Origin of the sequence: Streptomyces sp. NPDC001816 (assembly GCF_042892235.1) — a bacterium.
In the GTDB taxonomy this organism is placed as follows: Bacteria; Actinomycetota; Actinomycetes; order Streptomycetales; family Streptomycetaceae; genus Streptomyces.
The window spans coordinates 136858-150433 of the sequence record NZ_JBIATY010000013.1; the positions used below are offsets into that span (position 1 = coordinate 136858).

General features: G+C 71.5%; 11 protein-coding genes. 3 read left to right on the forward strand and 8 right to left on the reverse strand.

All coding sequences use genetic code 11. From position 1 onward, the window contains the following. Window positions 1–9: 9 nt before the first annotated feature. Window positions 10–3174: a CHAT domain-containing protein gene (locus tag ACFYZZ_RS36020; RefSeq protein ID WP_389185385.1), complete on the reverse strand. Its 3165-nt coding sequence runs from the start codon at window positions 3172–3174 to the stop codon at window positions 10–12. An 11-nt stretch (window positions 3175–3185) separates the two neighbouring features. Continuing rightward, entirely contained in the window at window positions 3186–3389 is a 204-nt protein-coding gene (locus ACFYZZ_RS36025) for a hypothetical protein (RefSeq protein WP_389185388.1), read from the reverse strand. Between the two features lie 187 nt (window positions 3390–3576). Between ACFYZZ_RS36025 and ACFYZZ_RS36030 the strand changes: the two genes are divergently transcribed. The 3 genes from ACFYZZ_RS36030 (at window position 3577) to ACFYZZ_RS36040 (ending at window position 6738) form a co-directional block, all read left to right on the forward strand. Further along, entirely contained in the window at window positions 3577–4359 is a 783-nt protein-coding gene (locus ACFYZZ_RS36030) for a DUF6338 family protein (protein ID WP_389185391.1), read from the forward strand. Next, window positions 4349–5485 carry a KamA family radical SAM protein gene (locus ACFYZZ_RS36035; protein ID WP_389185394.1) on the forward strand — a complete coding sequence of 379 codons (1137 nt, stop codon included), beginning with the start codon at window positions 4349–4351 and terminating at the stop codon, window positions 5483–5485. The genes ACFYZZ_RS36030 and ACFYZZ_RS36035 overlap by 11 nt, the downstream gene beginning before the upstream one ends. 65 nt (window positions 5486–5550) lie before the next feature. After that, the gene (locus ACFYZZ_RS36040) at window positions 5551–6738 is read left to right on the forward strand and encodes a TerD family protein (protein WP_389185397.1); all 1188 of its coding nucleotides are present in this window, start codon (window positions 5551–5553) and stop codon (window positions 6736–6738) included. A gap of 54 nt (window positions 6739–6792) precedes the next feature. On the opposite strand, the gene ACFYZZ_RS36045 is transcribed toward ACFYZZ_RS36040, so the two are convergent. From ACFYZZ_RS36045 to ACFYZZ_RS36070, 6 genes are all read right to left on the reverse strand, one after another. Next, the gene (locus ACFYZZ_RS36045) at window positions 6793–7371 is read right to left on the reverse strand and encodes a TetR/AcrR family transcriptional regulator (RefSeq protein WP_389185400.1); all 579 of its coding nucleotides are present in this window, start codon (window positions 7369–7371) and stop codon (window positions 6793–6795) included. Between the two features lie 59 nt (window positions 7372–7430). After that, entirely contained in the window at window positions 7431–8063 is a 633-nt protein-coding gene (locus ACFYZZ_RS36050) for a 2'-5' RNA ligase family protein (protein ID WP_389185403.1), read from the reverse strand. A gap of 105 nt (window positions 8064–8168) precedes the next feature. Further along, the gene (locus tag ACFYZZ_RS36055; protein WP_389185406.1) at window positions 8169–9176 is read right to left on the reverse strand and encodes a 1-aminocyclopropane-1-carboxylate deaminase; all 1008 of its coding nucleotides are present in this window, start codon (window positions 9174–9176) and stop codon (window positions 8169–8171) included. 13 nt (window positions 9177–9189) lie between these two features. After that, complete coding sequence (locus tag ACFYZZ_RS36060) at window positions 9190–9837, reverse strand: GntR family transcriptional regulator (protein ID WP_389185409.1); 648 nt, start codon at window positions 9835–9837, stop codon at window positions 9190–9192. Between the two features lie 93 nt (window positions 9838–9930). After that, window positions 9931–11514 (reverse strand): TROVE domain-containing protein, encoded by a 1584-nt coding sequence (locus ACFYZZ_RS36065; protein ID WP_389185412.1) that lies wholly within the window; start codon window positions 11512–11514, stop codon window positions 9931–9933. A 499-nt stretch (window positions 11515–12013) separates the two neighbouring features. Beyond that, window positions 12014–13465, reverse strand: coding sequence for an alkaline phosphatase PhoX (locus ACFYZZ_RS36070; protein ID WP_389185415.1), 1452 nt, complete (start codon window positions 13463–13465; stop codon window positions 12014–12016). Window positions 13466–13576 lie beyond the last annotated feature (111 nt).

Here is a 13576-nt window from a genome sequence, read left to right on the forward strand (position 1 = left end):
TGCGACCGTTCAGCCGCCGAAGTGGATCAGCGTCGCCCAGCGGCTGGGCTGTTCCAGCCAGCCTCCCGAGACCCACTCCGCCAGCTGGTTCAGCATCCTGGCGGGCTCCACGGCTTCACCCCGGCTCAGCCGCCGGGCCAACGCCTGGTGGAACCTGCGCGCGAGAAACGTGGCCGCCGCGTCGTCGACCGGCCACAGCGTCCCGACCGCGTGCCTGAATCCGGCCAGCACCAGGCCGGCGCAGAGCGTGATGGCCTCGTCCGTGAGGACGGTGCCGCCCCGGGCCGTGTCGCAGGCCGACAGATACGCCAGGAAGGCGTGACCCTCCAGGTCCTGGACCGACAGCTCGGCCACGGACAACAACGTGCCGTCGGCGAGCGCCAGGCCGCTGCGGGAGGGGTCGTCCGGCGCGTTGACGCCATGGCAGGCGAAGTGCGCGATCACCGCACGGGAGAGCGCCGAGGCCACCGCGGTGTGCGTCGCGTCGGCCCCGACGAGCGGAACCGAGCCGGGATAGCAGTCGGCCACCGCCTTCGCCTCCTCCGATACGCCCAGCAGGTCCGACTGTCCTGGCGTCACCGGTATCGCCACCACGCACGCCGACGCGGCCGGCACGGCCGGCATCGCGGGTTTGTGCAGCGCGGCGAGGGTGGGGGTGTAGGAGGAGACGACGCACTCCAGCGCACACAGCTTCCCGCCGGAGCCGTCGGCGGGCCGCAGCGCGGCATGCAGCGGAAGCAGCGTCAACGCACCGGTCGGTGACCACCACAGGCGCGGGCGCGACGCCGCGGGCGACGGGTGGTCCCACCCGAGCGCGGCCAGGACGGGCGCGACAACGGCATCCCAGGTCCAGGCGAGGACGGACGCCACGGCACGCTCGGCCTCCTCCCCGCCTCCCGCATCGGCCTTGGCGGAACCACGCCGGCCCAGCGCGCCGTACAGGGCGCGGACCTGCGCCGCCACACTGTCCGGCGTCACCAGCGGCAGGGGCACCACGACCGGTTGACCCCCACCGGCCCCCACGATGATCGCATCGCTGCGGTAACGGCTCAGGTTCAGCACCACGACCGTCCGAGTCGACGTATCCGTCGCATGGGGCGCGCCGGTTCCCGGGAAGTCCGCGAGACCGGGCAGGGTCCTGATGTGCTCGATCAGAGCCTGAAGTTCCTGGGCGGCTTCGATACGGCGCGCTGTGTCCCCGATGGAGCGGATCATCTGCAGCGAGCCGTCGTCCTGATCGAGGGTCCTGCGCAGGGCCACGTACGTGTCGACAAGGGCGGGCGCCTTCTCGCGCAGCTCCTCGACCGCGGCTGCCCGGACCATCGCATGGCGCAGCAGCACGCCCCGCCCCGACTCCAGCAGCTCCAGAGCGAGTTCGGCCTGCCCGGCATGGAGAGCGGCCGCGGCCCCGTCCCGCAGTGCGTCGCCCAGCCTGATCAGCTGGAGTTCGCGGTCCCGGCGCCGCACCAACTCGCCGCCGGCCAGCGGGATCAGCCCGACCAGGCGGACACAGCCCTGCGCCGCCGACTCCCAGGCCCCTGCTGCCGTCGCGGTTTCGACCCAGCTGTACGCGGAGTTCCAGCGCACCCACAGGGGCGAGGACTCGTACTCGGCCGAGCGGCGGTAGTTCTCGACCGCGGCATCCAGATCCGTGGTGTCGTGGTGCCGTTCGAATCGGAGGGAGTGGGCCCGGCCCAGATGGTTGAGCCGATGTCCCAGCTCGGGGCTGCCCTCGGGAGTCGTTTCGACCGACTCGGTGGCCAGGGCTGTCAGCTCGTCGACCTCGGCCGCGGACAGGACGGTGCCGTGGTCGGCCGGCGCCCACAGCGAGCCCACCAGGTTGGCCAGCACCCGCGGCCGTATCGCGTCGCCGGGCCCGATCAGGGTCAGCGCGTGCCGCAGCACGGTTGCGGACTCCCGGGCGGCCGAGCCGTCGCCGTAGGGCAGGGACCCCAGGGCGAGACCGAAGTCGTTGAGCGCCGGGGCCAGCCGCGGGCTCTGCGGTGGGATCTCGGCCAGGAGATCCCGGAACATACGGACGGAGTCGTTCCCCGCGTCGGGATTGTGCGAGTACGTCCACCAGGTGTGGATCGTGGTGGCCTGCGACCAGCGGATCTCGAACGTCTGCTGTTCCAGCCAGCCGTGCTCCTCGGCTTCGCGCAACGCCCACTCGTGCACATCCATCGCTTCGGAGATCGATCCCCCGTCGGAGGCAAGCACTCCGCGATCGCGCAGAACCGTGCCCAGGTTCCAGATCCATCCCGGCCGGATCGAGGGGTTCAGCGCGGGGTGGGCGATGACGTGGGGCAGTCGCTCCAGCGCCTCATCGAGCGCCGTGACGTCCGTGTTCCTGCCGTAGGTCCACAGCCCGCCGCAGAGGTCACCCTCGATGTTGGGGTGGGCCGGCGAGTCCTCGTCCACCAGGTCCAGGGCGGCGCGGCGCACCTCGATGGCTCGCAGGATCGTGCCCTGGTCGAGGGTCAGGTCGTAGAGGGTGTCCAGGTGGCTGCCCAGCTGGACCAGGTTCTGGAGATCCGGTTCCGGGTCCCGGTCGCAGGCCCACTCCAGCAGAGTGACCGACAGCACGGCCATCCGCGGGTCGTGCTCGGTTTTGGCGTTCTCGCCCAGCCAGCCGCCGAACTCCACCGCCGCGCGCAGGTGGGCGGGGTCGGTGCCGTCGGACTCCAGGAGCTTGGCCACGGCCCGTGCCAGCAGCGAGGGGTCACCCTCGACGCCGTAGGCATTGATCAGTTCCTGGACCTGACCGAGCAGGACGTCGTCGGACTCGTCCGCCGCATACGCCTCGTCCGCCTCGTCAGGCATCAGTGGGGAGCCGTCCGGCCCGATGATCCTTCCGGTGCTCATGTCGAAGACGACGGTGCTGTCGTCGTCCGGGTCGACGTCGTCGTTCCACCCCGGGGACACCACCTCGAGCAGTCGCCGCCAGACCTCCAGCGCCGCGGTGCCTGCCGGGCCGTCGTCGAAAGCCCTGTTGTAGTAGTAGCGCAGCAGTTCGGTCCGCTCCTCCGACTCCTGACGCAGGTCCGCCACCGCCATCAACCGCACCGCGGCGGCGTCCGCCTCGTCGCTGAGCAGGCCGAACCGGGCCAGTGCCGTACGCAGATCGGCCAGCGCCCGCTCGGTCAGGCGCCGTACTTCCCCCTCGCCCCCCATCCAACCCGCCCTCAGTCCGTGGTCGCCGAGTCGGACGGCTGCGCCGGTGGCGCCGGGGGCGCCGGGGGCAGAGGGATGCCGACCGCGAAGTCCGGCAACGCCTCCTCGCCGACCGTGGCATGGCCGCCGCGCAGGTTGCTTTCGGGCAGCTCGGGGACGTCCCCCTCGAAGTCGGATGGATCGGAGTTCAAGGCGTCGTCGGCTTCGTCGGCCATGGACAAACCTCCACACCTGAAGGCCCGGTGACAGTCCCGGCACCGAGCCACTACCGTGGGCGCCAGGCCTTGTACCCACTGTCACGGCCATCGACACCGGCCCGGAAAACGGCCCCGGCCCCCGTCACATCGATCCTGATTTCGGCACCTCGTCCACGCCCGGTCGACCAAGCTCCGAGAGGATTCGATGCCGACCAACCTGACCGGCCTGGTCCTGTTCCTCACGTTGCTGGCCCCCGGATTCGTGTACCAGCGCCGCCATGCCCGTGACGTGCCGGCCTACGATCGCTCGACCCTCGCCGAGACCGCCGCGATCGTGCTCGTCAGCGTCCTGGCGGACTGGGTGGTCGGCGTCGCGTTCCTGCTGTTCGCGCACCTCGCGCCGCACGCCGTTCCCGATGTGCGGGCGCTGCGTGGCGATCCCGCCCACCTGACGGGGAACGCACTGTCCGTGGCGCTGTGGGGAGCCGGGCTCCTGGGGCTCTCGACCGCGCTGGGCTACGGACTTGCCACGGTCCGACGGGCCGACAACCGCGCCGAGCGGCCGGGGTGGTGGTGGGCGTTCCAGGCGTACCCGGCCCGGCACCGTCTCCACGACTACGTCGATTCGAGGATCTACGTCGGCTGTCGGCTGCGGGACGGTTCGCACGTGGCCGGGACGCTCCTCAGCCACAGCCGGCTGTCGGCCGAGACCGGGGACCGCGATCTGCTGCTGCGCGGCGAGATCAGGCTGAGAGCCGGCGGCGCGACCGAGGAGACGGCACTTCCCGAGGCGCACGTGATGATCGTGAGCGCTCGGGACATCGTGTGGATGACGGTGACGTACAGCCGGGGCACGGTGCTGAAGAACGGTGTTCCGCCACCCGCTCCGGCGTCCGGGCCCGCCTTCGGAACCGCGCCGGGACAGGCCCCGGCGGCCACGATCACCGCGGGCGGCGACGGAGAAGGGAGTGGGAGCCATGGCGCGTGAGCACCGTCCGGCCGCGGTGATCAGGGACCTGTCCCGGGTCGAGGGCCTGCCGCCGGGCGAGGCCCGGGCGCGCGCGGCGGTCGTACGCGAATTCGAGTTCCGTATCACCCCCTACTACGCCGGCCTCATCGACTGGAGCGACCCGCGTGATCCGCTGCGGCTGATCGTCATGCCGGAGGTCGAGGAACTGTCCGACACCCTCGACTTCGACCCGAGCGACGAGGCCGCCAACACCCGGGTGCGCGGCCTGCAGCACAAGTACCCGCCGACAGCCCTGCTGCTGCTCACCGACGTCTGCGCGACCTACTGCCGCTTCTGCTTCCGCAAGCGCTTCACGCTCGCCACCGACCCCGCGCACCAGCTGCGTCCGGAAAGCGAACTGGACAGCGCGGAACGCGAGACGACCTTCGACATCAGCGAGGGCGTGCGCTACATCCGCGCCCATCCGGAGATCGACAACGTCCTGCTCACCGGCGGCGATCCCCTGATGCTCGCTCCTTCCCGGCTGGCCGCGGCACTGACCGAGGTCCGCTCCGTGCCCCACGTCGACGTCATCCGGATCGGCACCAAGGTCCCCGCCTTCGACCCCGCGCGGATCACCCCGGAGCTAGCAAACACCCTCGCCTCGGCCGCCCGCGCCGACGCCCGCACCCACGTGATGTGCCACTTCACCCACAGCCGGGAACTCACCCGGGAGGCCCTGGCCGCCACGACCCGGCTCCAGGACGCGGGTCTCGTCCTGACCAACCAGACCCCGCTCCTGCGCGGCGTCAACGACGACCCCGAGGAACTCGCCCGGCTGCAACGGCGCCTGGCCTCGACCGGCGTGGCGCCCTACTACGTCTTCCTGTGCCGGCCGACCCACGGCAACGACCGCTACGCCGTGCCGCTCGCGGAGGCCGTGGACATCATCACGGCCACCCGCGCCCGGCTGAACGGCCTGGCCAAACGCTTCCGCCTCGTCGCCTCGCACGCCACCGGCAAGATCGAGATCCTCGGCCGCCATGCCCACGACCTCGTCTTCCGCTATCACGAAGCCCGTGACCCCGCCGATCAGGACCGACTTCTGACGTGGCCCGCCGAGCGGCCGCTGACCTGGCTGGACGAGGTCGTCGCCGCGAACTGAGCGGTCCGTTGCCCGGGTAAGGGAACGGTAAAGCGCTTCCGCTCGTTACCTCAGGCATGACAGCTATGACCCCAGGCTCGAACGTCTCCCTGTCGGCCGCCCGCGTGACGGTGGACGTCTCCGCGCCGGTGCGGCTCGACGTGTCGGGCCTGCTGCTCACCGGCGACGGCAAAGTGCGCTCCGACGACGACTTCATCTTCTACAACCAGCCCGCCGGGCCGGGCGTGACGTACACGTCCGGTGGTGGCGCGGCGCCCGACGCGATCACGGTCGACACCGGCGCCGTGCCGCCGGACATCGAGAAGATCGTGGTCACGGCCAGCCCGGACGCGGCCGGCCAGACCTTCCAGGGCATCGAGCCGACGGCCACGATCCGGGACGCGGACGGCGGCTCGGTCCTGGCCACGTTCACGCCGCCGCAGCTCGGCACGGAGACGGCGCTGGTGATCGTGGAGATCTACCGGCGGGGCGGCCAGTGGAAGGTCCGCGCCGTCGGCCAGGGGTACGCCAACGGCCTGGCCGGCATCGCGACGGACTTCGGTGTGACGGTGGAGGAGCCCGCCGCGGCACCCGCGGCAGCACCGGCCGCACCGCCGGCGCCCGCCGCGCAGGCACCGGTCGCACCGCCCGTTCCTGCGGCACCGCCCGCGCCGCCCGCCCCGGTGCCCGGCGCCGGGAAGATCAACCTGGACAAGGGCCGGGTCAGCCTCCAGAAGAACCAGACCGTCTCCCTGGTCAAGGGCGGCCGCCCGCTGCTCTCCGTGGTGCAGATGGGCCTCGGCTGGGAGCCCGCGTTCCGCAGCAAGGACATCGACCTGGACGCCTCGGTCATCGCCTACGGCCCCCAGCGCAACGCCATCGACAGCTGTTACTTCGGCAAGCTGACGATCCTGAACGGCGCGATCAGACACTCGGGTGACAACCTCACCGGCGAGGGCGGGGGCGACGACGAGGTGATCACGGTCGACCTCGGCCGGCTCCCCCAGGAGGTCACCGGCCTGGTCTTCACGGTCAACTCCTTCTCCGGCCAGAAGTTCACGGAGGTCGCCAAGGCCTACTGCCGCCTGGTGGACGCGGCCACGGGAGAGGAGCTGGTCCGCTTCGACCTCACCAACGCCGAACCGCAGACCGGCGTCATGATGGCCAAGCTCATCCGCCAGTTCTCCGGCGAGTGGGACATGACGGCAATGGGCGACTTCGTGAAGGCCCGCACGGTACGCAACATGGTCGAGCCGGGGGCTCGGGCCCTGTAAGCGGTCGTACGACACAGCCATCGGCGTCCCCTTCGGTCAGGGGGCGCCCGGTTGTCAGGCCTCCCCGCGCGGCCGCAGTCCCTCCGTCAGCAGCGACAGATACCGCCGGATCTCCCGCCCCTGCCCATCCGCCAGCTCCGACGCCGACGCCACGCCATGCGCCAGCCGCAGCACCTCGATCGGCTCGACATCCCCGCGCAGGCTGCCCTCCCGCTGCGCCGCCTCCACCAGCCGCCGGGCCGCCTCCTGCAGATGCGTGCCGCAGGCCGTGGCCGCCACGGAGCTGCCGTCGGTGACGGCCGAGCCCAGGAGCGTCTTCATGCCGCGCACCTGGATCGTCCCGACGCACACCTCGTTGAGCCACTCCACCAGAGCCTCGCCCGGCGGAAGTTCCGCTGCGAACTCGTCGGCCCGGGCGGCCATGGCCTGGATCCGGTCCACGTACGCGGCCTCCAGCAGCGCCTGCCGGGTCGGGAAGTGCCGGTAGAGCGTGCCGGAGCCGACGCCGGCGCGCTTGGCGATGTCGTCCAGCGAGGCGTTCTCCCCATGCTCGGCGAAGGCCTCGGCCGCCACCTTCAGCAACCGCTCGTGGTTGCGCCGAGCGTCCGCACGCATGGGTCTGACCTGCGCCATCCAGATGCTCCTTGCCGACCGGGGATCCTCTTCGCTGATTATCGAGCACCACGAAAGGCTCACCGCCGTCCGGTCAGGCCCCCGGTGGCCGGGTCCGGCCCGAAAGTGCGGCGTACCTCGCCGGTGCCCAGGCCGATCGTGGCGCGCGTCCGCATGGGGCCGTCACCGCGGCGGGAGAGCAGTTCGATCTCGGCCACGCGCGCGTGCAGCACCCCGAGCCGGGCGGCGCATTCGGCCGCGAGGACGCGCGGGACGTGGGTGCGCCCGAGCGAGAGGTGCGGGGTGAAGCGGGGAAAGCGGTCCGTGCAGTACGGGAAGGGCTCCGCGAGCGCGCGCTGAAGCTCCGTCCAGGGCGCCGCGCCGGCCGCCGCGGGGTCGAGCCACACGGTGGCGTAGGACCGGTGGCGGAAGAAGCGGACCCCGCTGAGCCGGATGTCGAAGGGCTCGCACCCGGCGGCCGCGGCGGCCAGCAGCGGGAGCGCCGCCGGGAAGTCCTCCTCCGGTACGAAGCCGAAGACCAGGTTCACATGGGGTGGCCAGCGGCGGATCTGCGGGTCGTGCTCGGCTCGGATGTGCTGGATGGCGGGCCACAGGTCGGCCGGGGGAAGCCAGACCACGGCGGTCCGGGGCGTGGGGGCCGACTCCAGACTGGCGAGGGCGTCGCCCGGACCGGGCGTCGAGGGGCAGGGCACACCGCCATCATGGCCCCGCCCGCCGACGGCCGCTGCCCGACCGCACCCGGGCCGTCCCACGCGGGCTGTCCCCCATGTACCGCCTAGAACAGCGCGATGTACCGCCTAGAACAGCGCGCTGTAGGCGTTGAGCGCGGGCTGGCCGCCCAGGTGGGCGTAGAGCACCGTCGAGTCCGCGCCGATCTCACCGCGCCGGACGAGGTCGACGAGCCCGGCCATGGACTTGCCCTCGTAGACGGGGTCGGTGACCATGCCCTCGGTCCGCGCGGCGAGCCGCATGGCGTCCAGGGTGGACTCGTCGGGGATGCCGTAGGTCCCCGCGTGGTACCGCTCGTCCAGCTCGACGGTCAACTCACCCTTGACGCCGATGAGTCGGCCGGTGGCGTGGGCGATCCGGGCGATCTGTTCGCGGGTGCGGGCGGGCTCGGCCGAGGCGTCGATGCCGAGCACCCGGCGGGGCCGACCGCCCGCCTCCTCCAGGGCCCGGAATCCGGCGATCATGCCCGCCTGGGTCGAGCCGGTGACCGAGCACACCACCACCGTGTCGAAGAAGACGCCCAACTCCTCCTCCTGATCGGCGACTTCATGAGCCCAGCGGGCGAAGCCGAGGCCGCCGAGCAGATGGTCGGAGGCACCGGCAGGAATGGCGTACGGCTTCCCGCCCGCCTCCTCCACGTCCCTCAGCGCCTGCTCCCAGCTCTCCTTGAACCCGATCCCGAACCCGGCCCGCACCAGCCGCACCTCGGCCCCGGCGAGCCTGCTGATCAGGATGTTGCCCACCTTGTCGTACACGGAGTCCGGCCACTCGACCCAACTCTCCTGCACCAGCACACACTTGAGTCCGGCGCGGGCCGCGACGGCGGCGACCTGGCGGGTGTGGTTGGACTGCACCCCGCCGATCGAGACGAGTGTGTCGCAGCCCTGCGCGAGCGCGTCGGCGACCAGGTACTCCAGCTTGCGGGTCTTGTTCCCGCCGTAGGCGATCCCGGAATTGCAGTCCTCCCGCTTGGCCCACAGCGCGGCGCCGCCGAGGTGGGCGGTCAGACGCTCCAGGGGGTGCACGGGCGAGGGGCCGAACAGCAGCGGATAGCGGGCGTAGGAAGACAGGGACACGGGACCTCCAGGTTCAGTCGGGGTCGGCCAGGTCTGCGAGGGTACGCCAGATGTCCGCCGTGACCCGGACCGCGCCGTCCACGTCACCGTCGGCGCAGGCCTCGATCAGCCGCTCGTGCAGCCCGGTCGAGCGGCACGAGCCGCCCTCGCCGAAGCGCTGCCGCTCCAGGCGGCGGATGAGCGGGGTGTAGCGGGCGACGGTCGCGGCGGCGGCGCGGTTGCCGCTCACCCGGACCAGGACGTCGTGCAACTCGTCGTCGGCACGCAGGGCCTCGTCCACGTCACCGGTGCCCACGGCGGTGGCGAACCGGTCGCCCGCCGCGCGCATCCGGTCGAGGTCCGCCGGGCTCAGCCGGGGTACGGCGACCCGGGTGACCAGTTCGTGCAGGGCACCGACCACCGCCGCCGCGTCCCGTACGTCGGCGGCGACGAGCGGGGTGACCCGGGTGTAGCTCTGCGGCTTGCTCTCCAGCAGCCCCTCGTCCACGAGCCGCGCGAAGGCCTCGCGCACCGGCGCCCGGGACAGCCCCAGCTGCTCGGCGAGGTCGGCGTCGCGCACCACCGCGCCGGGCTCGATCTCCCCGGCCACGATGGCGTCCCGGATCGCCGCGTAGGCGCGGTCCCGGAGCAGGGTGCGGGGAACGGGTCGTAGCGTCTCCACGAACTGAAATGTTAGATATCAGTGCGGGAGCAGGCAAGGGTGTGGCCCGCACCCCCGGTGGGAGTGCGGGCCACCATCAGAACCGGCCGCCGGTCAGGCCTGCCACGGCCAGCGGGAGTCACGAGCGTCCTCCAGCAGGGACACCATCCGGAAGGCCGAGTCCGAAAGGCCGCCGAAGGTGTGCCTGTTGTCCGTGCCCGACGGCCCGTGGCCCGCCCGGTAGCCCTCCAGGTTCCAGGTGTAGACCGGGACACGGGACGGGATCTGGGCGGTCGGGTCACCCTGCTGGTGCGGGGAGTACTGCTCGTCGGTGACGATCAGCACCCGGTCGTGCTTCTTGTAGTGCCGGCGCACCGCCTCCGTGGTGTCGGTGCCGCCGAGGTTGCCGAAGCGCTCCAGGATCTTCAGCACCGACTCGCCCTTGCGGAACTCCACCTTCGCGCTGGTCGAGCCGAACTCGACCAGGTCGGCGTCCGCCGCCCGCAGCGCGAGCGCGGTGCCGAAGATCGCCGCCGCGTCGGCCCGGGTGAGCTGGGCGCGCTCGGACACCGTCGACCAGAACATCGAGGCCGACCGGTCGACCAGCACCAGCGTCCGGCCCGGCAGCGCGGGCACGTTGGCCAGCGAGTGACCGAGCGCCTGCTCCAGCGGGTACGCCCAGCGCAGCGAGGGCGCGTGCCGGTAGGCGGCCAGGTAGCGGAAGGGGAACTGCCGCGAACGAGCCACCTGCTGCGGGTCGCTGATCTTCGCCGCGACCTGGGCGGCGACCTCGTCCGAGACCCCCGCCCCGTCGAAGTTCCGCAGGTTGCGGACCAGCGCCATCGTGCCCATGGACGGGATCACGGCCTCCCAGGCCGCCTTGTCCATCGGGCCCTGCAGCCAGCCGGCCAGCGCCTCCCAGGTGATACCGGCCGCCGCCAGCCGCTCGGCGCCGCCGGGCGCGGTGACGACCGCCCGCCGCTGCTCGACGGGCAGCGCCATCAGCTCGCGGTGCGCGGTGAGCACCGGGCTCGACGCGGGCGGCACGGCGGTGTCCGGGTTGTGCCGCCGGTCGAGCGCGTACCGGAACAGGTCGCCCTGCCACGGCTTGTCCGCGTCCGGCGACGCGTGCACCAGGTTGAGGATGTCGGCGAAGCGGTAGCCCTTGGACGCGGTGTCGTACTTGAGCAGCGACTTGGCGTGGTACAGCCGTCGTACGGCGTCGGCGACACCGCGCTTGACCGGCTTGGGGACGGCGCGGCCGTACGTCGCCGTCCAGTACGCGAGCAGCTCGCCGGGCTCGTCCGGGCGCTGCAGTACGGATGCCACGACCTGCCGGTTGGACGGGCCGTCGGTGGCGCCCGCGGTCAGCCGGGCGTGCACGTACTCGGCGGCGCCCACGATCGAGGCCGTCCGCATGTTGCCCTCACCGCGCAGCCAGCCGAGCAGTCCGGCCGTCCACTCCGGGTCGCTGACGGCGAGGTCGCGGAGGAGGCGGGTGAACCGGTCGTCGCGGTCGGCGCCGCTCTCGTAGAAGGTGTCCTGCGAGACGAAGTTGGAGACCGCGAGAAGGAAAAGCTCGGATCGCGGATCGCGCTCCTGGCCCCGGCCGCCCTCGTAGGTCCGCAGGATGCGGCCCGTCGACGTCACCGCCGACTTCAGCTGCGCCTTGGCGGCACGCGTGTTGAATCGCGCCATGGTGAATTCCCCCGAATTCGTTTCCGTTTCGGAGGGAGGCGCAGCAGATGGAAGGTGTCCGAGATCAGGGGTCGACGACGGACTTGTCCAGGTGCTCTACCCAATTGAGCTACACCGACCCGAAGTCGATGACGGGACTCGAACCCGCAACCGCCCGATCCAATGAAGTAACCGCTGCCTGCGCACCGGACACCCACCATGTGCTGCGCCTCCCGAGATCAATTCGGCGGCGGTCGTGGATTCTCTTTGCAAAAGAAGTAACCGCAGCCTGCGCACCGGGAGGTGCATGAAGTTTTCGGTGTCCAGAGATCGAGGTCGGCGGAACCGACGGTTGGTGCTCTGCCTCTGAGCTACACCGGCCCGTGGAGCCGGTGGCGGGACTCGAACCCGCGGCCTCCCCATTAAGAGTGGAAGTAGGTCCTGCCTGTCGCACCTGGACGAGGATCACTCTAGGAGGGGAGCCGCGGGACGAGCGAGCGAATTAATTACCGCGCGGACGTCAGGCGCACTTCTGCCGCTTCCAGGGCCCCGTGATGGCGACCATGATGCCGGGCTCCTGGATGTTGGCGAACAGGGTGCGGCCGTCGGGCGAGAAGGTGACGCCGGTGAACTCGCTGTACTCGGGCTTCTCCGCGGTGCCGATGTTCAGGTCGTTGCGGGCGATCGGGTAGGTGCGGCCGCTCTCGGTGGCGCCGAACAGGTGCTGGATGCCCTCGCCGTCCTCGGCGATGACCAGGCCGCCGTACGGGGAGACGGTGATGTTGTCCGGGCCGTCGAAGTTGCCGTTGTCGGCGGACGGGTCGGCGTTGACGCCGAGGAGGACCTTGAGGGTCAGGGTGCGGCGCTTGGGGTCGTAGAACCAGACGGCGCCGTCGTGCTGGACGGGGCTCTCGGTCCGGGCGAAGGAGGAGACGACATAGGTGCCGCCGTCACCCCACCACATGCCCTCGAGCTTGCGGGCGCGGGTGACCTGGCCCTCGGTGAACTGCTTGCGGACGGAGGTCGTCTTCGCGTCGCGGTCCGGGACGTCCACCCAGTCGACGCCGTAGACAGTGCCGATCTTCGTCGCGCGGGAGAGGTCGTCGACGAACTTGCCGCCGGAGTCGAAGCACTTGAAGGCCTGCAGGACGCCCGCGTCGTCGGCGAGGGTGCGCAGCTTGCCGCGGCCGTGGCGGTAGCCCTCCGGCGGGGTCCAGCGGTAGAACAGGCCGTTGGGGCCGGCCGCGTCCTCGGTGAGGTACAGGTGGCCGCGCTTGGGATCGACGACGACGGCCTCGTGGGCGTAGCGGCCGAGCGCCTTGACGGGCTTGGGGTCGCGGTTGGCCCGGCGGTCCTCGGGGTCGACCTCGAAGACGTAGCCGTGGTCCTTGGTCATGCCGTTCTGGCCGGCCTTGTCCTCGGTCTCCTCGCAGGTCAGCCAGGTGCCCCACGGGGTGTTGCCGCCCGCGCAGTTGGTGGAGGTGCCGGCGATGCCGACCCACTCGGCGACGTGGTCGCGGCGCACCTCAACGACCGTGCAGCCACCGGAGGCGGCGGGGTCGTAGACGAGGCCCTCGGTGAGCGGGACCGGGTACTTCCAGTTGGCGCGCGGGCCCTTCAGCTCGTGGTTGTTGACGAGGAGGGTGGCGCCGCGGGGGCCCTCGAAGGTGGAGGTGCCGTCGTGGTTGGACGGGGTGAACTCACCCGACTCCAGCTTGGTCCTGCCGCTGTAGGTGATGACCCGGTACGTGAAGCCCTCGGGCAGCGCGAGGATGCCGTCCGGGTCCGGGACCAGCGGGCCGTAGCCGACGCCGTGGTGCCCGTGCGCCGACGCGCCGTCCACGGTCTCGACGTCGTCCGTGGCGGCGAGGGCGTTCGGGGCGGTGGCCAGGGCGCCGACGCTGCCCGCCAGCGCGACTCCGGCACCGGTGATCGCGGATTTCCTGGCGAAGTCCCTGCGGCTGAGCGACATGGTGTCTCCTGTGACGGTGGGCGTGCCGGGTGGAGGGTGGCGACCTCGTTGCGGCGCTCACACTCGCGCCACCTTTTGAACGGCGGTTGAACACCCGGCTACTTCAGAGAC